This window comes from Paenibacillus sp. FSL H8-0259, assembly GCF_037963255.1.
Classification (GTDB): domain Bacteria; phylum Bacillota; class Bacilli; order Paenibacillales; family Paenibacillaceae; genus Paenibacillus_AQ; species Paenibacillus_AQ phytohabitans.
In genome coordinates, this window is record NZ_CP150147.1 from 1,332,350 (window position 1) to 1,355,691 (window position 23,342).

Sequence of the window (23,342 nt, forward strand, 5' to 3'; positions counted from 1 at the left end):
TTTCAAAGCTTCCATTTTCGGTTACATACAATAGGAGTGTGCCGTAAAATAGGAGGTAAATAATGTTAATATTTAAACAGAGCCGCTGTATTGCGCTGCTGGTTAGCGTAATTTTAGTGTCTTTCTCAGCGATAAGTTTGATGAACCCCGAAGGATCTGCTGCTACCGGGGAGAATGTAATAGAAATGGGTAAATTGAAGTCTGCCGGCCATGAGTCTCTGGAGCCCCGTGTTCCAAAAGCTGCATCTGCTGTATATAGGACAAGCCCTTCATCCAGCACAATGATTCCCATGCTTTACACCACAGCTGCCGAACCGGTCCACACCTGGGCCCGCATGGTAAGCGCCGGATGGTTAAGCCCCGAGAAGCTGCAGCGTCAAGAGGCTGCGAAGACGGGCGCCGTTCAGCCTAAGCCTAAGGCTAAGGTAACTGTGGTGAAAGCAACGCCGTCAGCGGCGCAAGCGCTGAAGAAAGCGGCCAAGGGGACAACGAGCGTAAATAAAGTCAAAGCGGCAACTCAGCAACATCCCCCCGCAACATTGTTCTTCTCTCGGACCAAGCTACTAAGCCAGGAGCAGCAAGCTGAAGCTACCTGGAGCTACGCCGTATCCGAAGAAGACCTGCTACTGCTGCAAAAAATCGTCATGGCAGAAGCAGAAGGCGAACCGTACCAGGGCAAGGTGGCAGTTGCCAACGTTGTTCTGAACCGGCTGCGGTCAGCCAATTTTCCCGATACCATTCATGATGTAATCTATCAAAAAAGCCAATTCAGTCCTGTCGCCAACGGCCGTCTAAAGCGTGTGAAGCCCAACGCAGACAGTATCAAGGCTGTTAATGCTGCACTTATGGGAGTTAAGGAAGTTACGGATGACACGTACTTCTTCTTATCGCTGACGCTCGCGCAGGATCTTACTGTGCATCATTCACGGACACTCCTTAAGACCATCGGCAATCATACCTTCTACAAATAATCACTGTTACATTCTTGCCATCCGAATTCACGCTGGTTGCGCGCGGAGAAGGTTTCCGCTGCATTCTCATCTTATGTAATGCAAAAGAACCTCCAAATCCACGCTTACCAGTGGCTGGAGGTTCTTTATGTTGTTGTTCACCGGGGTCCGTCTACGGGGTGACATAGACGGCCTCTTCATTGCGCACCTGTGAGGGGGAGCTCCACGACTCGGATTCGGCAACAGCTTGGCTGGCGGGCTTGCCCAGCAGCTGGAGCACAGTAGCTGCACAATGCTGAGGCTGCTGGCGTTCAGGGGAAGTCCGGCGTTTCCGCTGTAATTCAAGTCCGGCATATTCATGCAGCAGCATGGAGAACCATTTGTTCACCACTTCCGAATCAAGTACCTCGGCCAGCCCCAGCTCTACAAAATACTGGCTGTTCTTCTCTTCCTGCCCCGGGATGGCGCTGTAGAACAGCATCGGAATGCCTTTGGCCTGACCTTCAGTACAGGTCATTCCGCCCGGCTTCGTAATCAGCAGATCGGAAGCATCCATTAATTTGTTGATCTCGCTGCTGTAGCCGAGAATCTTTACATTGGGATGGTCCAGCAGCGGGTTGGCTTTCATTTTGGCTACCAGCTTGTCATTGCTGCCCATACAGAATATAAGCTGGATCTCATCCATCCGGGCCGTGAGCGAATTCATGATGTCCTTCCCGAACATCAGCCCCCAGCCGCCGCCCATAATGAGCACGGTAGGAATGTCGGCGAGCCCCAGCTCCTTGCGGAGCTGAGTCTTGCTATGGCGCTCCCAGAACTTCGGATGCACCGGGATGCCGGTAACCGTCACCAGCTCAGGAGATACGCCCCGTCCGGTAAGAATCGATTTGACGCGTGAAGTAGAGACGAGATAGCGGTCGGCTTCGGCGTTCACCCAGCTGCCGTGAGCATCATAATCTGTAATCAGCGTGTAGAGCGGGACATCCAGCCCCTGCTGCTTCAATCTGGAGATGACTGCGGCCGGAATCGGATGAGTGCAGATAATCAAATCGGGTTTAAGCTGCTCTATGACCTGTGAGGCATGTGTATAAAAAATCCGGTGAAGAGCCAGCTTAGTCAACCGGTTCAGTGATTTATGATATTGGGTCTTATACATCATGCCGACCAGCTTTGGCTGGCTGCTGACTGTTTTGCGGTAAGCGGAAAGAATCCATGGTGCGACCGTAGGATTGAGGAATTTTCCAAGCTCAATGACCCGGCACTGCACATCCGGACTCAGCAGTCTTATTCCTTCGGCCAGAGCATAGGCTGCCCCTGTATGGCCCGTGCCGAAGCCTTCCGAAAACAGCAGTACTCTTTTCTTTCGCATAAGTTCACCTGCTACTTTCCATCATGGGTAGAATTACGAGTTCTCTTCATCGGTTCATTCGAGATCCCATGTTCATGTTCTATTATATTATACTAGGGTTTTTGCTTCTTTTCTCACATTATACAAATAAGACGTAAATAGAAAGTTAAAACACTGCAATAAAATAAAAAAAGTTGGGCACAAGTATTGCATTGGCAGGAGCATCGTGATAAAGTTGGTCTTGACCGAGTGACCGGATTAGTAAATTGGTCAGAACGCGGACGCAATGATATTTCCTGACGAAAGGGAGTGCACGGGTGGCTGTGGTAGATCGAAGGCAGCAGGTGCTTCAGGCGGCGACGAAATCTTTTTCATTATTCGGCTATAAGGCAACTACAATGGATCAGGTCGCCAAGATTGCCAATGTCGGCAAAGGGACGATTTATACCTTTTTTACGAACAAGGAACAATTATTTGACGAGATTCTGCGAGATGTCATTATTGAGATGAAAAGAATCGCCGAGCGGGAGATTAAACGCGACAAGCCGTTTTTTGATAATCTGCACCGCGTGCTGGACGCCCTGCTGGAATTTCGGAGCGAACATGAGCTATTCATCAAGCTGTCCCAGGAAAGTCGTGATTTCGGAACGCCGCAGGCCGGTGATGGGCTCGACAAGATCGAGAGTGTCGTACTTGAATATTTGGAACGGGAGGTGGAACAGGCAATCCGTCAAGGGGAGATCAAACCCTGCGATCCCCAGATTGTCTCGGTAGTAATGTTCAGGCTTTATATCGTACTTACTGCTGAACTGAGCAAGGTGCATGTGCCTTTGACCAAAGAGCAGATTAAATGCTACTTTCATTTATTTTTGGCAGAAGGCCTGTCACAGTAGAATTTAAGTCCGGTATAGGGACGGCGTCTGTGAACCTGCGCTTTCCCTGATGTGAACAGGCAAATTTTTTTTGCTCTTGACTGACTGAATGGGGAAAATGGTCAACCAGTGTTACTGTAACATTCACGAAAATATCATTTCAGAGGAATTTATAGCATTTTAAAGAGAGCATATGATTAGAAGGAGAGAACCAGAATGAAATCTTTATCCGTGTTTATCAAGGACCTTGGCGCGGTTTTTAAGAATCCCAAGATGCGTATTTCCATGTTTGCCATTCTGTTCATTCCTGTACTGTACAGCGGATTATTCCTGAAGGCATTCTGGGACCCTTACGGTAAAATGAACGAGCTTCCGGTCGCTGTCGTAAATGAAGATAAAGGTGCTGATTATGAAGGCTCCAAGCTGAGCGCCGGATCAGACCTGGTGGCGGAGCTGAAGAAGACGGACGGGTTCAAGTGGAATTTCGTCAGCCGTGAAGCAGCGGAAGCCGGACTTGCGGACAATACCTATTATATGGCGATTATTGTTCCGGAAGACTTCTCGGCCAAAGCTACTACCCTGCTGGATGCAGATCCGCAGCCGGCCAAAATCATCTACGAGCCGAATGAAGGCTACAACTTCCTGGCTGGCCAGATCGGCGGCACGGCAGTGAAGGATATCAAGACTAAAGTGTCTGCCAAGATCACAGAAGCGTATACCGAATCTGTATTTGATAAAATCACGGATATCGCCAGCGGGCTTGGCGAAGCCGGGGACGGCGCCACCAAGCTTGCTGACGGTGCCACCAAGCTGGATGACGGAGCGCTTAAGCTGAAGGACAATCTGCTTGTCCTGACTGAAGGCACCGGCAAGCTGCTCGATGGTGTAGCGCCGCTTACCCAGGGTGTGACGGATCTGAATACCGGAGCAGCGGCTCTGGAAGCCGGCAGCAGCACGCTGGCCGGAGGGCTTCAGCAGTTGTCCGCAGCACATAAGCAGCTGCAGGATGGTGTAACCCAGTCGGCAGCAGGCAGCAAGCAGCTTGATGCAGGGCTGCAGAAGACTGCAGCCGGAGCGGCTTCGCTCAAGGACGGCACACAGTCGGCCGTAGACGGAACCGCCAAGCTGCAGGCTGGCACGAAGTCGGTGGTGGACGGCAGCGCGAAGCTGGAAGCGGGTCTGACCTCTTCCGCAGAAGGCAGCGCGAAGCTCGAAGCCGGTCTTACGGCTTCGAAGGAAGGCAGCGCGAAAGCGGCAGCCGGAGCCAAGGCGGTAGCAGACGGTCTGCAGGCACTGGCGAAATCGAACCCGCAGCTTGCGGCAAGCCCGGATGTACAGAAGCTGCTGGCGGCAAGTACAGCAGTGGCGACCGGCACTGCACAGCTGGACCAGAGCCAGGAGCAGCTGCTGGCAGGAGCAACGGCACTGCACAGCGGCCAGGAGCAGCTGGTGCAGGGAGCGAATCAGCTGCACAGCGGTTCCCAGCAGCTTGATGCAGGTGTAACGCAGCTGCATGCCGGAGCGCAGCAGCTGAACGCCGGCAGCGCACAGCTGCTGGAAGGCCAGCAGCAGCTGGCGGCTGGCGCGGGCACACTTGCAGCAGGCGGTGCTAAGCTGTCGGCAGGCATGCAGCAGTTCGGCGCGAAGCTGGACGAAGCGGCCGCAGGCGGTGCGAAGCTGGCAGACGGCGGCAAGGCGCTTGAAGCCGGTACAGCGAAGCTGCTGAGCGGCGCAGGACAGCTTGGCAGCGGCCTCAGCTCTGTAGCTGACGGCTCGAAGCAGCTGAGTGACGGAGCAGGCCAGCTCAAGGACGGTCTGGATGAGCTGAAAGCAGGCTCCGGTGAGCTGGCCAGCAAGCTGGGCGATGCTGCAACGCAGACTAATGCTGTGAACAAGAGCGATGCGCTGGTATCCATGTTTGCCCAGCCGGTACAGATTGAAGAAGTGAAAGTCAGCAAGGTACCGAACTATGGAACAGGATTCGCCCCTTACTTCCTGTCTCTCGGTTTGTTCGTAGGCGCACTGATCTGTACGATTGTTATTCCGATGCGTGAATCTGAAGTGATCGGAGCCAGCCGGTTCAACCGGTTCATGAGCCGTACTCTTACGTTCTCCATGATGAGCTTGCTCCAGGCACTTCTCGCCATCCTGATTGTTCTGTACGGCTTGGGCCTTGAAGTGCAGAGTGTAGGCTTGTTCTACGCCTTCTCCTTCATCACCAGTCTTGCCTTCATGTGGATGATCCAGGCGATCGTAACCTGGCTTGACCAGCCGGGCCGTTTCGTAGTCATCCTGATTCTGATCTTCCAATTGACTACGAGTGCGGGTACGTTCCCGCTGGAGCTGATTCCTAACTGGATGAAGATCTTCAATCCGCTGCTGCCGATGACTTATAGTGTCAAAGGCTTCAAGGCAGTCATCTCCACTGGCGACTTCAGCTCGATGTGGAATGATGCCGGACTGCTGGCCGCTTACGGCATAGTATTCCTGGCGCTTACCTTCACCTACTTCATGACCCGTGACCGCGGTAATGAAGCTCTGCTGAAAAGTGAACAAGTTTTGACTGTATAATGGAACACATTTTCTTGTAAATATGAGGACACAAAAACGCCCCTGAGGGGGCGTTTTTGGCTTATACAGAAAACTAAATGGGTAAAAAAAGTGCCATACCGATGGCAGGAAAATAAATGAAACGCTTTCAATGCATAAGAACTTATTCGTCTTTTATGCATAATTATGCACTGAGAAGATTTTTTACGCTTTTATCCGCTAAAGCTGCGCTGCAAAAGCATTTGTTAATCAAGCTCATAAAAAAGTTTAAATTGCGCTCATGTCAGGTCGATGATAAAATAATATAACCAATCTGGCTTGAATAATTATTAAGATTTTCCTCTGAAAAATTTTCCTGGAATTCCGTCTACTTTATAATAGAAAGGTTGCGTATGATGAGACACACTGAACTGCCCGGCAAACAGGGCCTTTATGATCCTCAGTTCGAAAAAGACGCTTGCGGCATGGGATTTGTTGCCCATATTAAAGGCAAACCGTCCCATGATATTGTTAGCAATGCTCTGACTATGCTCTTTAATATGGAGCATCGGGGAGGCCAGGGAAGCGAGCCGAACTCTGGTGACGGAGCCGGCATTATGCTGCAGATTCCGCACCGTTTCTTTGCCGGCGAAGCAGCGAAGCTTGGCTTTGAGCTGCCGGAACAGGGCCATTACGGCGTGGGCATGATCTTTCTGTCTCATAACGAGGAGATCCGGACCCGCCATGAGGCGCTCCTGAGCGAGATTATCGCTGAAGAGGGCCAGCAGGTGCTCGGCTACCGCGATGTGCCTACCTTTGACGAAATGCTCGGCAAGACGGCCAAGGCTGCCAAGCCTTATGTGCGGCAGGTATTTATCGGCCGCTCTGAAGGAATTAAGGATGATCTTTCTTTTGAACGCAAGCTGTACGTGATCCGCAAACGTGCGGAGCTGTCGATCCGCTACGGCGGAGCAGAAGAGGGGGAATCCTTCTACGTACCGAGTTTATCCTGCAAGAAGATCGTATACAAGGGCATGCTGACTACTGTACAGGTTGGACAGTTCTACCTGGATCTGCAGGATGAGAAGCTGGAGTCGGCGATTGCGCTTGTCCACTCCCGGTTCAGTACCAATACCTTCCCAAGCTGGGAACGTGCCCACCCTTACCGCTTCATGATTCACAATGGCGAAATCAACACCCTTCGCGGCAATGTGAACTGGATGCATGCCCGCCAGTCGCTGTTCAAGAGCGAAGTGTTCGGCGAGGATCTCGGCAAGATCAAGCCGGTGGTTAACCCCGACGGCTCCGATACTGCGATGTTCGATAATACGTTCGAGTTCCTGTACCTGAGCGGACGCTCCCTGCCGCATGTTGCGATGATGATGGTTCCTGAGCCTTGGAGCAATCATGACAGCATGGACGAGAAGAAGAAAGCCTTCTATGAATTCCACAGCACCCTGATGGAGCCATGGGACGGGCCTGCCGCAATGGGCTTCACCGACGGCGTGCAAATCGGGGCGATCCTCGACCGTAACGGTCTTCGTCCTGCGCGTTATTATGTCACCAAAGATGATCTGATCATTCTGTCCTCCGAAGCGGGAGTCCTAGACATCCCGGCAGAGGATGTACTATACAAAGACCGCCTGAGACCGGGCCGTATGCTGCTTGTGGATACGAAGCAGGGCCGTATTATCTCTGATGAAGAGGTCAAGGCTGAAATTGCTTCGCAGCAGCCTTATCAGGATTGGCTGGATGAGCACCTGATCAGCCTCGATGAGCTTCCGGAAGCACCGGAGCTGCCGAATCCGAAGCATGATAACGTGCAGCAACTTCAGCAGTCGTTCGGTTATACCTTTGAAGATCTGCGCAAGGTGCTGGAGCCTATGGCATCCACAGGTGCCGAAGCTGTCGGGTCCATGGGTTATGATTCACCGCTGGCGGTACTGTCTGACCGTCCGCAGCGGCTCTACAACTACTTCAAACAAATGTTTGCCCAGGTAACCAACCCGCCGATTGATGCGATCCGTGAAGAACTGGTAACGTCCACGGCAACAACGATCGGGCCTGAACGCAATCTGCTCAAAGCAGAACCGGAGAGCTGTCGTCAGATCTCGCTGGATTCTCCGATTCTCTCGAACGAGGATTTCGCCAAGCTGCGTCATGTACGCCGTGCCGGCTTCAAATCGATGTCCATTCCGATTCTCTTCCCGGCAGAGCTGGGGGCGGAAGGGCTGCGTATCGCTCTGGAGCGTATGAATGAGGCGGCAGACCGTGTTATGGCCAAAGGACATAATATTCTTATTCTGTCAGACCGCGGGGTAGACCGCGACAATGCTGCTATTCCGGCGCTGCTGGCTGTCTCCAGCCTGCATCACCATCTGATCCGCTCGGGAACACGGACCAAGGTCAGTATCCTGCTGGAATCCGGTGAACCGCGTGAAGTTCATCATTATGCGCTTCTGCTTGGTTATGGTGTCAGTGCGGTCAACCCTTATCTGGCCTTTGAGAGTCTGGATGATATGATCGGCCAAGGCCTGCTCCGCGGAATCTCGCATGAGAAGGCTGTGAAGAACTATATCAAGGCAGCTACGAAGAGTGTTGTAAAAATCCTGTCCAAAATGGGGATATCCACAATTCAATCTTACCGCGGCGCACAGATTTTTGAAGCTGTAGGCCTGAACTCGGAGTTCGTAGACCGTTACTTCACCTGGACACCATCCCGTATCGGGGGAATTGGCCTGGAGGAAGTGGCTCTAGAAGCACTTGCCAGCCATAACCGAGCCTTCACCGACAAAGACGGCAACGACAAGGTGCTGGATTCCGGCGGTGAATACCAGTGGCGGAGTGACGGGGAAGAGCATCTGTTCAACCCGCAGACGATTCATCTGCTGCAGCATTCCGTACGCAGCGGAGATTACGAGATGTACAAGAAATATGCGGCACTTGTTCAGGGCGAAAGCGAGAAACACCAGACTCTGCGCTCGATGCTGCAGTTCAAATCGACTAATGCACCCGTTTCGCTTGATGAGGTAGAACCGGCGGAATCGATCATGAAACGCTTCAAGACCGGCGCCATGTCCTTCGGCTCGATCAGCAAGGAAGCCCATGAGACATTGGCCATTGCGATGAACCGTATCGGCGGCAAGAGCAATACCGGCGAAGGCGGGGAAGATCCGGCGCGCTTCATTCCGGACGCTAACGGCGATTCCCGCCGCAGTGCGATCAAGCAGGTGGCATCGGGACGGTTCGGCGTAACCTCGAACTATCTGGTGAATGCCGACGAGATCCAGATCAAGATGGCACAAGGCGCTAAGCCGGGTGAAGGCGGACAGCTTCCGGGCCGCAAGGTATATCCTTGGGTTGCCGAAGTCCGCGGCTCTACAGCAGGTGTAGGTCTGATCTCACCGCCGCCGCATCATGATATTTACTCGATCGAGGATTTGGCAGAGCTGATCTATGATCTGAAGAATGCCAATCCTCGTGCCAATATTAACGTTAAGCTTGTATCCGAAGTCGGCGTAGGCACCATTGCTGCCGGTGTGGCCAAAGGCCGTGCCGATATTATCCTGATCAGCGGCTATGACGGCGGCACCGGTGCTTCACCGATGAACTCCATCCGTCATGCCGGACTGCCTTGGGAGCTGGGTCTGGCTGAGACACACCAGACACTGATGCTGAACAATCTGCGCGACCGTGTTGTACTGGAAACAGACGGCAAGATGCTCAGCGGGCGTGATCTGGCAGTAGCTGTTCTGCTTGGCGCTGAAGAATACGGCTTCGCTACTGCACCGCTGGTAGCTGTAGGCTGTATCATGATGCGTGTGTGTCAGATGGATACCTGCCCGGTCGGCGTTGCTACGCAGAATCCGGAGCTCCGCAAGAACTTCATGGGAGATCCGCAGCATGTCGTTAACTTCATGACCTTTGTAGCACAGGATCTGCGCGAGATTATGGCTGAGCTCGGCTTCCGCACCATTGAAGAAATGGTCGGCCGCACGGATTGCCTGGATGCGGTTCAGGCTTCGACCCACTGGAAGAAGAAGGGTGTCGATCTGAACAGCCTGCTGCATACACCGGCTATGCCGGAAGGAAGCACACGCTTCCGCAGCAAACACCAGAATCATGGCCTGGAAGAAACGCTGGATATGACTCACCTGCTCGATATTGCCGCTCCTGCACTGGAATCCGGCACAGCAGTTGAAGCATCCCTGCCGATCACGAACGTCAACCGTGCAGTGGGTACGATTCTGGGCAGCGAGCTGACGCGCAAATATGGCGCAGCAGGTCTGCCGGATGACACCATCAAGCTGTATTTCACAGGCTCGGCCGGACAAAGTCTGGGCGCATTCGTACCGAAGGGCATCACGATTACGGTCGAAGGCGACTCCAATGACTATGTCGGTAAAGGGCTGTCCGGGGGCAAGCTGATTATCAGACCGTCCCGTAAGGCAACCTTTGCCGCTGAAGATAATATCATCATCGGGAATACGGCGCTGTATGGAGCGACTGGCGGCGAAGCTTATGTCAGCGGGATTGCGGGTGAACGTTTCGCAGTCCGCAACTCCGGGGCGAATGTAGTCGTTGAAGGCGTGGGCGACCACGGCTGCGAATACATGACTGGCGGCCGTGTGGTTGTTCTGGGTGAAACCGGCCGCAACTTTGCGGCAGGGATGTCAGGCGGTATCGCCTACGTATATGATCCGGACAGCACGTTCATCAAACGCTGTAACCTGGAAATGGTATTGCTGGAGCGTGTGGAGGAGGCGGATGAGATCGCTGAGCTGCATAGCCTGATTACCCGTCATACCGAGCTTACAGACAGCAATGCGGGCAGAGCGATTCTCGATTCATGGGATCAGGCCCTGCCGAAGTTTGCCCGTGTCATTCCGAAGGATTACAAACGGATGATGGAGCAGATCCGCAAGGTGGAGCAGAATGGCCTGACCGGCGAAGCTGCCCTGATGGCTGCTTTTGAAGCGAATATGCGTGAGCTTGCCCGTGTCGGCGGCTAAGGTTTAAGGTTTCAACTTTTAAATGCATCCGGTATTGCCGGTGTGCACTATACGATCAAGGGACAGTATTCTTACCCGTATCAGACGGGGAAGATACTGTCCCTTTTACTATTACTGCATTTCTTTCCTAATTTCAGGAAAAAGGAAAGCTATGGTAGAATATAAAAATGTATGAAACGGGTTGCTGATACAGCGATAAGGTTAATATAGCTTGAACTGAAAGAGACAATATTAAGATGGGAGTAGCGGAGGGGAAGTTTGGAACTGTAGGAGCGGTAGCGTCCGCCTGAAAGCTTTCCGTAGGAAAGCTAGCATCGGAAGCATAAGCAGTCTGCGGATTTCCACCGCAAAAGCGGTATGAATCAAGAAATCTGCAGACAACAGCGGCCGGAAGTCCAAACATTCACCGCAGTTACGGCTAACATCTGCATTGGAGCCTCTTCAGTTCTTCTATTAGTCACCTTATCCGAAAGCGCAAGTCCGTTTCATCCAAACCGACGAAAGGAAGTGAAGTTATGCCGAATACGGCAGAAGTTGTGAAACCTGTGGCCAGCCTGATGGGGGTTACCAAAAAGATCGGCTCCAAAACGCTGATCAATGACTTGACCCTCGATATTCCGCCCGGGCAAATCTTCGGATTCCTGGGTCCGAACGGTGCCGGTAAAACAACTACCATCCGCATGATGGTAGGGCTTATTTCCATTAGCCGCGGGGATATTCTCATCTGCGGACGCAGTATTAAAGACCATTTTGAAGAGGCGATAGCGAATGTAGGGGCTATTGTGGAGAATCCGGAAATGTACAAGTTCCTTACCGGATACCAGAACCTGCGCCAGTATGCCCGCATGGTCCCCGGTGTGACCAAGGAGCGGATTAGTGAAGTAGTAGAGCTGGTAGGTCTCGGCCAGAGAATCAACGACAAGGTTAAGACCTATTCTCTGGGGATGCGCCAGCGGCTGGGTGTGGCCCAGGCACTGCTGCACCGGCCGAAGCTGCTGATTCTCGATGAGCCGACCAACGGGCTGGACCCGCAGGGCATCCGTGAGCTGCGCGATTATCTGCGCCTGCTGTGCCAGAAGGAAGGTACTACTGTTTTTGTCTCCAGCCATTTGCTTGCTGAAATGGAACTCATGTGTGATAGTGTGGCGATTATCCAGAACGGCCGCCTGATCGAAGTGAAACAGCTTAAAGCTGTAGGCAATGTGCTGGTGCCGGTGGGTGAGACCCTGTTCGAAGTGGATCAGCCTGAAGCTGCGCTGGAACTGATGGGCCGTGGAGTGGTGAAGGACGGGGGCATTGCTGTAGAGGCGGTGCGGGAGGAAATTGCCGAGCTCAACGCGAAGCTGGTGGCCGGCGGAATTAAAGTGTACAGCATCAAGCCGCTGTTCCGGTCACTGGAAGATCAATTCTTGGAGATTACAGGAGGTGAAGGCATTGGGTGAGTTCGCTGCTCTCATACATAATGAGAATATCAAAATTTACAGACGTCTGCGGACATGGATTATGCTGTTCATTCTGGCGGTTATGAGTGCGCTGTTTCCGGCGCTAATCCATTTCACCAGTGGAGGCAATGAGGTAACGATCGGGTTATGGGACAGCTTCCAGACTACCGTAGCGATCGCTTTTTTCCTGAACACCATCTTCACAGCCCTGGTGGCTGCTGACTCCGTTGCGGGCGAATTCACCTGGGGAACGATTAAGCTGCTGCTGATCCGCCCTTGGAGCCGCTCCAAAATCCTGCTCTCGAAATATATATCGATGGTGCTCTTCAGCTTGTTTAGCACTCTGCTGCTGATCGTGTTTGGTTATGGCTCAGCCCTGATTTTCTCGTCCTCGGCCGTGGATTCGATAGGGGGGCCGACGATGGCCTGGAGCCAGGGGGAATACGTTTTTCTGACGATTATGTGCGCCTACATTGAGCTGTTTCTCACAGCAGCCATTGCCTTTATGATCTCCAGCGTATTTCGTTCCAGCGGCCTTGCGATTGTACTGTCGCTGTCCATCATGTTCACCAAAGATATCTTTATCGCCATCTTCAGCCCGGAACGGTATGAGTGGGCTAACTATCTGATTTTTGCCCATATGAATCTAAGCGGCTATCTGCTGTCGGACACCGGCCCTGGAGGCGCTACGTTAGGATTCGCAATTGCTGTCCTCGCGGTGTATTACGTTATTTTCATGCTCGTCTCTTGGGTTGTATTCCGTAAAAGAGATGTCGCAGCTTAATGTGGTAAAAGGCTCTACAAGGACTGGAAGCAAGCATATGCGGGGTTATGCCCGCTCAGCCTGCTTCCAGTTTGTTCTGTTTATGGGAACCCCGCTTACCTGCCTTGTCCGTAGAACCATCTGCCTGAAGCCCGCCCGCTGTCTCTGTGGCGGGCTGTTCGGCCATGGCTACGGACCCGTTCAGCACGCTGCCTTCCATAATACTCAGTGCGCCGGCTGCGATATTACCGTGCAGCTGTCCGGTTTCGGTCATGATCAGCTTCTGGTTGGCGGTCACGTCGCCGTAGACCTTGCCGGCAATAATAACCTCCTGCGCCTTAATGCTGGAGTGGACCGTTCCCTGTTCGCCGACCGTAACTGTCCCCTGGCACAGGATTTCCCCGCTGAAATTCCCTTCAATCCGCAGATTGGTATCGCAATGGACTTTACCTTCAAGTGTGCCTCCATGTCCGATAAGTGAATCGGTCGATTTATATGGAGCACTTTGTTTGCGTTTGTTCCACATGCCTGCATTCCTCCTTGTATTCTTAAGGTTTAACATAATTCAGCGGATTCACCGGCTTATTCTGCTTCACAACCTGGAAATGGAGATGGGGACCTGTGCTGCGTCCGGTATTGCCGAGCATACCAATTTGCTCCCCTTTGCTGACCTTGTCACCGGGCGAGACCACCATGCCGTTCAAATGCATATACCAGGTTTCCAGCCCGTTCGCATGCTTGATAATGATATATTTGCCTCTGGCGCCCAGCTGGTCGGCAGAAGTGACCACACCTTCCATCGCTGCGTATACAGGGTCACCGATGCGGCCGGCAATATCGATTCCGGAGTGGTAGGCAGAGACCCCCTTGAAGGGATCGGAACGATAACCGAAGCTGGAGGTGATCACCTTCGAGCCTGTGGGCCAGAGGACAGCCGGGGCCAGTCTCGCTTTTTCTTCACTTGCCTTCTTGGCCTGCAGGTTAGCCTCCAGGGTGTTGGCTTTTTCGGCCTCTGTAATTGTAGTGGAGATACGGCTGACCATTTCCTCCAGCATCGTTTTTATTTCTTCGTAGTCGTCTCTTGTTTCCTGAACCAGCTCCAGCGGGTCATTGGCATATACAGCGATGTACTCTCCGCCGACCTGGGGGGGCACTGTACTTCCTAATGCAGCGGTAACTACCCCGAAACGGAAATCAACTGCAGACAAAGTGCCGGAAGAGGTGTCTGATGGATGCTCTGCAAGGAACGGAGCCGTACTTGAACGGCTTATGGTTCCCTTGACGTCTCCCTTAGTTCCGCTTGCAGCAACTTTGGCTGATGCGGCAATGAACGGCTGGCTGCTTGCGGCAGAAGCTGCAGAGGCAGTGGGTTCATTGTCTGTACCGGAAGAAGAGGTCGTCTCTTTCTCAATCAGCGACTGCAGTTGCTGCTCCAGTTCAGAGACACTCTTCAGCTTGTCTTTAATGCTCTGGGCTTCCTCCGAGAGCTCGGTCACCTGGCTGCGGAGCTGCAGCAACGCCTGGTCCTTGTCGGCGACCTTGAGCTCCATCCGGATATTCGTCAGCGATAGTGCCGCAGCTTCGGCTTCCAGCTCGGAAATGGACCGGGAGGCATGAATATGCATGGAGGTGACCAGACTGGAGAGAGACAGGGCAGCCGCAGCAGGCAGGGCGAAGGCAAGCGGCTTGGACAGCTGCAGCTGTCTGACAGGCCGTCCGGCCTCACGGACGACGAGCAGCGTAATCTTTTTATGATCGGGCTGACTCTTCATAACATCTCCTTCCTGCGGCCTTTAGCAGCCGCGTGGTATGAACTGAGTGAATCCAACATTGCTATAGAGCGGGGCTCATCCGATTCGTCCTACTACTCTATGTATTCCATTCCTCTGGCGAACATGACAACGGTTTGCTTGAATAAAGAAGGAGAGTTACGGCAAGACCTGTAGTAGATCATCTTCAATAACATAACTTTTAGGAGGTCCGGGATGAGGATATTCGCAGTTATCTTAAGTCTTTTTATCATACAGATTGCCATTATCGTTATATCGGAGTTCCGCCGTCCGCAGAGGGCACTGGCCTGGATATGCATTACCTTCTGCTGTCCGCCGCTGGGGCTGCTGTTCTATTATTTCCTCGGGCGGGATTATTGGCAGAGCCGGAAGCTTGGCAAACGGTGTGTGTCCCTGCTGAGGGAGATCCGCGCCCATGTTGCCGGCAAAATCCATATCGTCAAAAGCACGGCAGATACCGGGAATCCGGGGTTTGAGAACCGTAAAGAACTGCTGCATTTGCTCTCAGGCCTGTCAGAAAGCCACATTACAAGCCATAATCAATGTCAGGTGCTCAATAATGCCGGGGACGCCTATAAGGCGATGCTGGATGTGATGGAGAATGCGCAAGAGCATATCCACATGGAGTTTTATATTTTCCGGGATGATGATATTGGCAGGCAGTTTCAGGAGATTATGATCCGCAAGGCGCGTCAGGGGGTTAGGGTGCGTCTGCTATGTGATGGGCTTGGGAGTCATCAGCTGAGCCGGAGATTCGTGAATACGCTCAAGAACGCAGGAGTGCAGGTTCACTTTTTTCTGCCGCCGCTTACTTCGCTGCTGGACCGCCGCTTCAATTACCGCAATCACCGCAAGATACTCGTGGTTGACGGGCTGACGGGCTTCACCGGGGGAATGAATGTAGGTGATGATTATCTGGGAAAAGACCCCAAGATGGGCTATTGGCGAGATACGCATCTTCGTGTTGAAGGGGATGCAGTGTATCATCTGCAATATGTGTTTCTCAAAGACTGGAGACTGGCAGCCGGTGACACTATGAGCCATCCGCGGTTTTTTCCTGTTCATGCCTGCAGCGGGCCGGATGCTGTACAGATTGTAGCCAGCGGGCCCGATGGGGCGGTTGATGCCACACAGGAGATGTTTTTCGCTTCACTCTGTGCGGCGAAGGAGCGCATCTGGATGACCTCCCCGTATTTCATTCCGGACCCGGCCATTTGCCGGGCACTCAAGAATGCGGTGCTCAGCGGAGTGGATGTGAGGATCATTATCCCGGCGAAGCCGGACAACAAGCTGGTGTATAAGGCAACCCTGTCTTACCTTGAGAATCTGCAGGATGCCGGAGTGAAGTTCTACCGCTATACAAGAGGCTTCATGCACGCCAAAGTGATGATTATTGATGACGTGCTGGCAACGGTAGGCAGTGCGAATCTGGACATGCGCAGCTTCTATTCCAACTTTGAACTGACGGCTGTTCTACTCCGTCCGGCGATTATTGCGGAACTGGCAGAGGACTTCAGCCAGGACCTGAAGCACAGCGAATTCATCGATCCCAAGAAGTTTAGGGAGAGAGCGCATAATGTCAAACTGATTGAGGGGCTCTGTCAGCTCTTATCGCCGCTTTTATGACATAAAAGGTGAAGTAAGCATCGTTTATCGAAGGTTATATCATGTTCCATGCGTTATTTGAGCTTCCTTTATGATATAATAGGAATATAAGAAGCAAAGGGGAGAAAGCACAGCTGTGAAGTCTGCTTTCGTATACTTCTTAGATATACTATTTATAGGGGGAGTTCTATGACTGTAAGCCAACAAATCTTTACGAGTGAGGAACAGAAGAAGCCTCAGAAATCAGGAGCCTTCAAGACAGCGAAGCTGGCCCAGCGGATTGTGATGATTGTCATCGGAGCGGCCATGATGTCTGTTGCGCTTGAGATTTTTCTTGTTCCCAATGAGTTGATTGACGGCGGAATAACCGGTATTTCCATTATGTTGTCCCATATTTTCAATATACCTCTGGGTATTTTATTGACACTGCTTAACCTGCCGTTTCTGGTGATCGGTTATAAGCAGATTGGTAAGACCTTTGCCTTATCTACTTTATTTGCTGTAGTTGTAATGTCCATTGGGACGCAATTGCTCCATCCTGTGAATCCGATTACGGTTGAACCGCTGCTTGCGGCAGTATTCGGTGGGGTTATCCTCGGGGTCGGGGTCGGACTCGTGGTACGTTATGGAGGATCGCTTGATGGTACTGAGATTGTGGCCATCCTTGTGTCCAAGAGGCTTCCGTTCTCCGTAGGGGAAGTTGTAATGTTCTTCAACCTGTTTATTCTTTCCGGCGCGGGTTTTGTCTTCGGCTGGAATAATGCGATGTTCTCGCTGATTGCCTATTACATTGCTTTTAAATTAATAGATATTACACTTGAAGGTCTGGATCAGTCGAAATCGGTATGGATTATCAGTGATAAATTCCGTGATATCGGTGAAGCATTGACGGAGCGTCTGGGACGCGGAGTGACGTATCTGGATGGTGAAGGCGGATTCTCCGGCGATAACAAGAAAGTTATCTTTGTAGTCATTACCCGTTTGGAAGAAGCCAAGCTTAAGTCCATTGTAGAAGATTGGGATTCCGACGCATTCATCGCGATCGGCAATATCCATGATGTCAAAGGCGGCCGCTTTAAGAAAAAAGCAATCCATTAGCGAGTACGGTATAACCGGAGCGCTTCCGAAGGAAGGTATATTTACGAACGTCAGAGTAATCAATGCGGCGGCCTGTGCTTGCTGCGCCGTATTCTCATATATAATACCTTCCGTCCATATGCTGGACGCCAAATAAGCCCGCAGCCTAGAGTATAGGTAACTGCGGGCTTATTGCTGTCTTCAGGGCCATTCTCAGGGCAGCTTGGCAATAATATCACCCACCGGCTGTGGAGGGACCTGGGCGATAAGATCGCCCATCCGGGCCAGACGCTCCTCAATGTTCAGCAGATGGTAATCGGTAGGCTTGACGTTACGCTGCACTTCCTCCCACAGGAGGGGCGTTGAGACGGTTGCCAGCGGACGGGCCCGCGGGGTGTATGGGGCAGCAAGAGTTTTCCCGCCGTAATGCTGGAGGTAATCGAAATAGATTTTGTCCCCGCGGTTTTTCTTCAGGCGCTCCAAAGTGAACAGATCGGGACGCTTCTCCGTAACATAGCGGCCGACGAAATGGCCTACCCGGCGCAGGCCGTCGAAGGTGACTCCCGGCTCCACCGGAACAATGATCTGCACACCGGTGGCACCGGAGGTCTTGGGTACAGAGGCCAGTCCCAGGGACTTCAGTACCTCGCCCACCGTAGCGGCTGCCTCCATAATACGCGGCTCGACCTCAAGCGAGGGGTCCAGATCAATCATCCATTCGCAGGGGAGCTCACTGCCCGCATAATGCAGCGAGGGATGGAATTCGAGCGCGGCTAGATTGCCGAGCCAGAGCAGCTCCGGGAGCCCCTGCAGCACAATATAGGTAATATTCTCATGAGTTGCTGTATGCACGAATTCCGGCAGCGGCTCCGGGGCATTCTTCTGATAAAAGGACATCCCCGGTACACCGTGGGGGTAGCGGATTACCGTAAGCAGGCGGCCTTGGCAATAGCGCAGCAGATAAGGGGAGAGCGCAGCCAGCTTCTGCAGATACACCTGCTTGGTGATGCCGCATTCAGGCCATAGCAGCTTATCCGGGTTCGTAATGCTGATCTCATGTCCCCCTGCGGTAATGGAGCCTCTGATCGTCTTCGGCATGCGGCATCCTCCTTGTATAGTTATACGAGCTTGAGGCGTAGTCAGGTGAGACTTTAGGCAAGGCTCAGGCAATGCAAGGCTCGTGCAAGGCTTAGACTAGACATAGTCAAGGCTCAGACAGGGCTCAGGCAAGATTAGGCAGCTCAGGTAAGGCTCAGGCCCGGTGATCCCGTTACTACGTCTGTGTTCTCTGGTCCATGCGGCAGGACAGCGGAGGGAGCTCTACCTGTGACTGTATGACCGGCTGGCGGAAGGTTCCGGAAGTGTTCCATTCCAGATAGTGCAGCTTGAACACCAGCTCAGGCTTAATCCAGACCGAGCCTTTACTGCGCTGGGGCAGCTCTGCAAAAGGCATCTGCTCTGTGATCATGCCGCTGATCTGTGCGGTCAAATTCCGCCAGTCCTGTACGGTCATTTTGCCCGCTCCTGCATGGCCGATATAGTGCAGCTTGCCCTCATCATCATACAGTCCGAAGAGCAGGGCGTTGACCAGACCGTCACGGAAGGTGACGCCGCCGGCTACAGCAGTGACATCGGAGATAATTTTGCATTTCTGCCAGCGCTTATCTTTGCCTCCCGGGGCATAGGTACTGGTGAGCTCTTTGCATACAATCCCCTCCAGCCCGCCCTTCAGAGCGGCAGCGTACAGCTGTGCGGGCTGATGGTAGCTTGGCACATTCTGCACATGGGGATGGGGCAGCAGCATTTCACTTAACATCTGCTGCCGCCGGGACAACGGCTGGTCCAGCAGCCAAATGCCATTGCAGTACAGGATATCGAAGACCATGTAGAGCACCGGCACCTGCGGGCTTACCGCCCGGATCGCTGCTTCATTCTTCAGGCTATCCCGCCGCATCACCTCATGGAAGGAGGGCTTGCCGCCGCTGAGCGCAATAATCTCACCATCGAGAATGACGGAACCGGCCCGGCAATACGCCTCCGGTCTGGCAAGCTCAGGATACTGCAGCGTGCGCCGGTTGCCCCGCCGGTTGATCAGCTCGGCATGGCTTCCATCGTAATAGGAGAGCATCCGCACGCCATCCCATTTGATCTGGGCGATCCACTCCTCGCCCTCCGGGAGCCTGGAGGCCAGCACGGGCTCGAATGGAATAACCGGCTGCAGCGTAAGCGGACCGCCAATAACGGGAGGTGCGGATGACCTGCTCCTAGGCACCGGTTACCTTGCTCTTGGCCGTCCGGCGTTTCGGCTTCGGAGCGATGACCGGAATCGGGCCAGTTGCCTCGTTAACTGCCGGCACTTCCGGTTCAGGGGCAGGGGTTCCGGAGGCTTTGGCCTGTGCCGTTTTTTTCTTACCGGCCGCAGCCGCCCGCGGCTTTTTGCCTGTACCGGTTTCTGTGCCGGACAGTGAAGGTCCGGGGTCGGACGGAATATGCTGTACAGCTTCGATACTGGCCTGCAGGGCAGCCATCAAATCGATGACATTGTTCTCCTGGCGTGCCGGAGCAATATGGAATTCCTCACCGGCGATCTTGTGCGTGATCAGGTCAAGCATCCGCTGGCGGTAATCGTCCGTGTATTTAGCGGGTTCAAACGGTGTGGACAGCTGGGAGATCAGCAGCTTGGCCATATCCAGCTCTTTGTCGTTCACGATCCCCGGCTCCGGCAGACCGGGGACCTGCGATACCGGACGGACCTCGTCCGGGTAATAAATGGTTTCAATCGCCAGGCAGTCGGCGAGGACGCGGATCGCAGCCAGACTGCTTTTGGAGCGGATGGAGATTTTGGCGATCCCGATTTTGCCGGTCTGGCGCATCGCCTCCATGAGCAGACGGTAGGCGTTGGCACCGGCCTGATCGGGAGACAGGTAATAGGTCTTTTGGAAATAAATCGGGTCGATCTCCGTCAAATCCACAAAATCCAGAATCGTAATGCTCTTGCTGCTCTCCTCGGTTAACTGATCCAGCTCTTCCTTATCGAACAAGACAAACTTGCCCTTCTCATATTCGTAACCCTTGCCGATCTCCTCCCAGGCCACTTCCTTCTCGCACACGGGGCATTTACGCACGTAGGATAGCGGGCTTCCGCATTCTTTATGGATGTAACGCAGCGAGATATCCTTGTCTTCCGTAGCGGAGAACATTTTGACCGGAACATGCACAAGCCCGAAACTGATGGCTCCTTTCCAAACGGTATGCATGAGAATCGCCTCCTGAGTATAAGTGCTGTTTATAATTGCTGTATCATGAGTTCACGATCAATATGGCTTAGTATGACGCGATGGGGCTTTTTCTAGCCGGATGCATTATTTGCGATTCATGGGAAAAAATAAAGCCGTTCAGCATACGCATTGCACAGTGAATGAGACATTCATTGCTGGTCATTGCTGGATAGTCATGCCAAGGGAGGCCGTTATGGAAAAAGAGCGGAACAACTGGAGCGACGTCCTGTCCGAGCAGGATATCCCGGTGGAGGCTGTCGATTGGGAGAGCATTATTGCGGAGCCCGGGGAAGAGGAGCTGTACGGCGAAGCCGGACTGCTTGATGCTGATGCGACCATAGGTGATCTTTCTGCAGAAGATGAGGATGAATAGGGAGGCGACAAAATGGATGTGAAACGTGCGGGGGATATTTACGCCTCCAAGGATAGGATTGCTGTCCATCTCGATGGTGAACCGGTATGGATTGAGCATGTGGATGCTGATAACGGCATGGCCACTGTACAAGTAGGCTCCCGGCCGGATAATACACGAACCGTTGGTGTAGACCGGCTGGAGGAGCAGGGAAGTTAGATAGGCTGATGCCTCCTTAGGCAGTGGCCGGATGAGGTAGAGAAAAGGACGGATAGGAACGAAACGAACAAGAACGGATAAGGCAGATAATAAGAGTATATAAAACCGGTTGAGGAGGTATCCGATCAGCCGGTTTTTTGTAGTTTAGAAATTAAGTGATGAGCAAGTTGCTACGGCAAACCGAGCCAAATGTATGCGAAAAACCGAATACAATTTGCGACTGCGAGGGTAAGAGAGCCAAATGTATGCGAAAAACCGAATACAATGTGCTAATGCGAAGGTAACCGAGCCAATGTATGTGAAAAACCGAATACAATCGGAGCAATGTGTCACTGTGAAGGTAAGAAAGCCAAATGTATGCGAAAAACCGAGTACAATGTGTCACTGTGAGGGTAAGAAAGCCAAGTGTATGTGAAAAACCGAATACAATGTGTCACTGTGAGGGGAAACGAGCCAAATGTATGCGAAAAACTGAATACAATGTGCGACTGCGAGGGTAACCGAACCAAATGTATGCGAAAAACCGAATACAATGTGTCACTGTGAAGGTAAGAAAGCCAAATGTATGCGAAAAACCGAGTACAATGTGCGACTGCGAGGGTAACCGAGCCAAATGTATGCGAAAAACCGAATACAATGTGCGACTGCGAGGGTAAGAGAGCCAAATGTATGCGAAAAACCGAATACAATGTGTCACTGTGAAGGTAAGAAAGCCAAATGTATGCGAAAAACCGAGTACAATGTGTCACTGAGAAGGTAACCGAGCCAAATGTATGTGAAAAACCGAATACAATGTGCGACTGCGAGGGTAACCGAGCCAAATGTATGTGAAAAACCGAATACAATGTGCTGGAGGGGGCTGGTTGGTGAACATAAAGGGGGATGTCTCTTTAAATCCGTCAGAAATTGGCCAGAGCGTCATCCGGCAAAAAGATCATATTAGAGCTGACACAAAGGTTGACGGCGGACGCCATAACCCCCTATATTTGGGGGAAGAATTTTGACGAAAAGAGATGATAGGCGTGCGTCCCATTTTGCTTGGCGTATGTTCGGCGCTGTTTTTTGCGGTAACCTTTGTGCTTAACCGTAGGATGGAGCTTGCGGGAGGAAGCTGGGCCTGGAGCGCCTCGCTGCGTTATTTCTTTACCCTGCCGTTTCTGCTGGCCCTTGTGGCCGGAAGAGGGCGGCTGAGGCCGCTGCTGGCTGCGATGAGAGAACGTCCGGGGGCCTGGCTGTTATGGGGGACGGTCGGCTTCGGCCTGTTTTATGCGCCTATATGCTTCGCGGCTGCGTATGCACCCGGCTGGCTGACAGCGGGGACCTGGCAGATCACGATTATCTCGGGTTCGCTGCTCGCCCCATTCTTCGGACAATGGGTAAACGGTCCTTCCGGTTCTGTATACATAAGAGGTAAAATCCCGCTCCGCGGGCTGCTCCTGTCCCTGATCATTCTGGCCGGAGTAGCGCTGCTGCAAGTGGAACATGCGCGCCAGCTGACTCCATCCCAGCTGCTGCTGGGCATTATTCCGGTACTTATTGCTTCATTCGCCTATCCGCTCGGCAACCGCAAGACGATGGAGCTCTGCGAAGACCGGCTGGATGTGTTCCAGCGGATTCTCGGCATGACGCTGGCCAGCCTGCCCTTCTGGCTGGCAGTCGCATTATATGGCCTGGCAGACGCGGGCCTGCCGTCGTCCTCGCAAGCGGGACAGTCCGTGATCGTTGCCCTATCTTCAGGAATAGTGGCTACCGTACTCTTCTTCCGGGCTACGGATATGGTCCGGGGCAGCATGAGCGGCCTGGCGGCAGTTGAGGCGACCCAGTCCCTGGAGGTGCTGTTTGCCCTGCTGGGTGAGATGCTGATTCTGGCTTCCCCGCTGCCATCCCTCCTGTCATGGGTTGGGATTGCGGTCATTATTGCCGGCATGGCGCTGCACAGTCTGTTCTCCCGGTATCCGGGAGAAGCGGCATCCGGCAGAGAGAAGCGGCGCGGAGGAGCTGAAGTTCCTGCAGCCGGAAGGAAGGTTACATAATGAGAATCCGTGCAGCTAGCTCTGTACACTGGCTCCATATACAGATAACAGCGGCCTGTTGCGGTGCAAGTA

Annotated in this window: 17 protein-coding genes; 11 read left to right on the forward strand and 6 right to left on the reverse strand. The window is 52.9% G+C overall.

The genetic code is table 11. From position 1 onward, the window contains the following. Positions 1 to 62: 62 nt before the first annotated feature. Positions 63 to 971 carry a cell wall hydrolase gene (locus NSU01_RS05665; RefSeq protein ID WP_042134028.1) on the forward strand — a complete coding sequence of 303 codons (909 nt, stop codon included), beginning with the start codon at positions 63 to 65 and terminating at the stop codon, positions 969 to 971. Between the two features lie 151 nt (positions 972 to 1,122). On the opposite strand, the gene NSU01_RS05670 is transcribed toward NSU01_RS05665, so the two are convergent. After that, entirely contained in the window at positions 1,123 to 2,319 is a 1,197-nt protein-coding gene (locus NSU01_RS05670; RefSeq protein ID WP_042134030.1) for a UDP-N-acetylglucosamine--LPS N-acetylglucosamine transferase, read from the reverse strand. Positions 2,320 to 2,615: 296 nt separating this feature from the next. Between NSU01_RS05670 and NSU01_RS05675 the strand changes: the two genes are divergently transcribed. From NSU01_RS05675 to NSU01_RS05695, 5 genes are all read left to right on the forward strand, one after another. Continuing rightward, complete coding sequence (locus NSU01_RS05675) at positions 2,616 to 3,191, forward strand: TetR/AcrR family transcriptional regulator (RefSeq protein WP_039302173.1); 576 nt, start codon at positions 2,616 to 2,618, stop codon at positions 3,189 to 3,191. A gap of 195 nt (positions 3,192 to 3,386) precedes the next feature. Continuing rightward, the gene (locus NSU01_RS05680) at positions 3,387 to 5,741 is read left to right on the forward strand and encodes a YhgE/Pip domain-containing protein (RefSeq protein WP_076242279.1); all 2,355 of its coding nucleotides are present in this window, start codon (positions 3,387 to 3,389) and stop codon (positions 5,739 to 5,741) included. 374 nt (positions 5,742 to 6,115) lie between these two features. Next, complete coding sequence (gltB, locus tag NSU01_RS05685; protein ID WP_042140782.1) at positions 6,116 to 10,711, forward strand: glutamate synthase large subunit; 4,596 nt, start codon at positions 6,116 to 6,118, stop codon at positions 10,709 to 10,711. A gap of 515 nt (positions 10,712 to 11,226) precedes the next feature. Next, positions 11,227 to 12,153 (forward strand): ABC transporter ATP-binding protein, encoded by a 927-nt coding sequence (locus NSU01_RS05690; RefSeq protein ID WP_042134033.1) that lies wholly within the window; start codon positions 11,227 to 11,229, stop codon positions 12,151 to 12,153. Next, on the forward strand, positions 12,146 to 12,937 hold the full coding sequence (locus NSU01_RS05695) for an ABC transporter permease subunit (RefSeq protein ID WP_042134035.1): 792 nt from the start codon (positions 12,146 to 12,148) through the stop codon (positions 12,935 to 12,937). The genes NSU01_RS05690 and NSU01_RS05695 overlap by 8 nt, the downstream gene beginning before the upstream one ends. A gap of 55 nt (positions 12,938 to 12,992) precedes the next feature. On the opposite strand, the gene NSU01_RS05700 is transcribed toward NSU01_RS05695, so the two are convergent. Beyond that, on the reverse strand, positions 12,993 to 13,442 hold the full coding sequence (locus tag NSU01_RS05700; protein WP_042134037.1) for a polymer-forming cytoskeletal protein: 450 nt from the start codon (positions 13,440 to 13,442) through the stop codon (positions 12,993 to 12,995). A gap of 22 nt (positions 13,443 to 13,464) precedes the next feature. Then, positions 13,465 to 14,688 (reverse strand): M23 family metallopeptidase, encoded by a 1,224-nt coding sequence (locus tag NSU01_RS05705; RefSeq protein WP_076242280.1) that lies wholly within the window; start codon positions 14,686 to 14,688, stop codon positions 13,465 to 13,467. Positions 14,689 to 14,901: 213 nt separating this feature from the next. Between NSU01_RS05705 and cls the strand changes: the two genes are divergently transcribed. Both cls and NSU01_RS05715 read left to right on the forward strand, forming a co-directional pair. Next, a complete protein-coding gene (cls, locus tag NSU01_RS05710) occupies positions 14,902 to 16,332 on the forward strand; it encodes a cardiolipin synthase (RefSeq protein WP_076242281.1) in 1,431 nt (476 codons plus the stop codon). A gap of 168 nt (positions 16,333 to 16,500) precedes the next feature. Then, a complete protein-coding gene (locus NSU01_RS05715; protein ID WP_039302151.1) occupies positions 16,501 to 17,409 on the forward strand; it encodes a YitT family protein in 909 nt (302 codons plus the stop codon). A 192-nt stretch (positions 17,410 to 17,601) separates the two neighbouring features. Here NSU01_RS05715 and ligD read toward each other — a convergent pair whose 3' ends face one another. From ligD to NSU01_RS05730, 3 genes are all read right to left on the reverse strand, one after another. Continuing rightward, positions 17,602 to 18,486 (reverse strand): non-homologous end-joining DNA ligase, encoded by an 885-nt coding sequence (ligD, locus tag NSU01_RS05720; protein WP_076242282.1) that lies wholly within the window; start codon positions 18,484 to 18,486, stop codon positions 17,602 to 17,604. A 175-nt stretch (positions 18,487 to 18,661) separates the two neighbouring features. Beyond that, positions 18,662 to 19,660: an RNA ligase family protein gene (locus NSU01_RS05725; RefSeq protein WP_256703720.1), complete on the reverse strand. Its 999-nt coding sequence runs from the start codon at positions 19,658 to 19,660 to the stop codon at positions 18,662 to 18,664. Beyond that, entirely contained in the window at positions 19,653 to 20,645 is a 993-nt protein-coding gene (locus tag NSU01_RS05730) for a Ku protein (RefSeq protein ID WP_076242283.1), read from the reverse strand. The genes NSU01_RS05725 and NSU01_RS05730 overlap by 8 nt, the downstream gene beginning before the upstream one ends. Positions 20,646 to 20,859: 214 nt before the next feature. On the opposite strand from NSU01_RS05730, the gene NSU01_RS05735 reads away from it, so the two are divergent. The 3 genes from NSU01_RS05735 to NSU01_RS05745 all read left to right on the forward strand — a co-directional run bounded on the left by NSU01_RS05735 (position 20,860) and on the right by NSU01_RS05745 (position 23,270). Continuing rightward, the gene (locus NSU01_RS05735; protein WP_076242284.1) at positions 20,860 to 21,039 is read left to right on the forward strand and encodes a hypothetical protein; all 180 of its coding nucleotides are present in this window, start codon (positions 20,860 to 20,862) and stop codon (positions 21,037 to 21,039) included. A 12-nt stretch (positions 21,040 to 21,051) separates the two neighbouring features. Further along, positions 21,052 to 21,237 carry an H-type small acid-soluble spore protein gene (locus tag NSU01_RS05740; protein ID WP_039302140.1) on the forward strand — a complete coding sequence of 62 codons (186 nt, stop codon included), beginning with the start codon at positions 21,052 to 21,054 and terminating at the stop codon, positions 21,235 to 21,237. Between the two features lie 1,022 nt (positions 21,238 to 22,259). Continuing rightward, positions 22,260 to 23,270, forward strand: coding sequence for a multidrug resistance efflux transporter family protein (locus NSU01_RS05745; RefSeq protein ID WP_083705094.1), 1,011 nt, complete (start codon positions 22,260 to 22,262; stop codon positions 23,268 to 23,270). Positions 23,271 to 23,342: the final 72 nt, after the last annotated feature.

What these genes read in the sequence shown, in the direction of transcription:
- NSU01_RS05730 (WP_076242283.1), bottom strand. Translation starts at nt 20,645, where the DNA reads ATGCATACCGTTTGGAAAGGAGCCATCAGTTTCGGGCTTGTGCATGTT.
- NSU01_RS05740 (WP_039302140.1), top strand. Translation starts at nt 21,052, where the DNA reads ATGGATGTGAAACGTGCGGGGGATATTTACGCCTCCAAGGATAGGATT.
- NSU01_RS05705 (WP_076242280.1), bottom strand. Translation starts at nt 14,688, where the DNA reads ATGAAGAGTCAGCCCGATCATAAAAAGATTACGCTGCTCGTCGTCCGT.
- NSU01_RS05715 (WP_039302151.1), top strand. Translation starts at nt 16,501, where the DNA reads ATGACTGTAAGCCAACAAATCTTTACGAGTGAGGAACAGAAGAAGCCT.
- ligD (WP_076242282.1), bottom strand. Translation starts at nt 18,486, where the DNA reads ATGCCGAAGACGATCAGAGGCTCCATTACCGCAGGGGGACATGAGATC.
- gltB (WP_042140782.1), top strand. Translation starts at nt 6,116, where the DNA reads ATGAGACACACTGAACTGCCCGGCAAACAGGGCCTTTATGATCCTCAG.
- cls (WP_076242281.1), top strand. Translation starts at nt 14,902, where the DNA reads ATGAGGATATTCGCAGTTATCTTAAGTCTTTTTATCATACAGATTGCC.
- NSU01_RS05735 (WP_076242284.1), top strand. Translation starts at nt 20,860, where the DNA reads ATGGAAAAAGAGCGGAACAACTGGAGCGACGTCCTGTCCGAGCAGGAT.
- NSU01_RS05690 (WP_042134033.1), top strand. Translation starts at nt 11,227, where the DNA reads ATGCCGAATACGGCAGAAGTTGTGAAACCTGTGGCCAGCCTGATGGGG.
- NSU01_RS05665 (WP_042134028.1), top strand. Translation starts at nt 63, where the DNA reads ATGTTAATATTTAAACAGAGCCGCTGTATTGCGCTGCTGGTTAGCGTA.
- NSU01_RS05680 (WP_076242279.1), top strand. Translation starts at nt 3,387, where the DNA reads ATGAAATCTTTATCCGTGTTTATCAAGGACCTTGGCGCGGTTTTTAAG.
- NSU01_RS05700 (WP_042134037.1), bottom strand. Translation starts at nt 13,442, where the DNA reads ATGTGGAACAAACGCAAACAAAGTGCTCCATATAAATCGACCGATTCA.
- NSU01_RS05670 (WP_042134030.1), bottom strand. Translation starts at nt 2,319, where the DNA reads ATGCGAAAGAAAAGAGTACTGCTGTTTTCGGAAGGCTTCGGCACGGGC.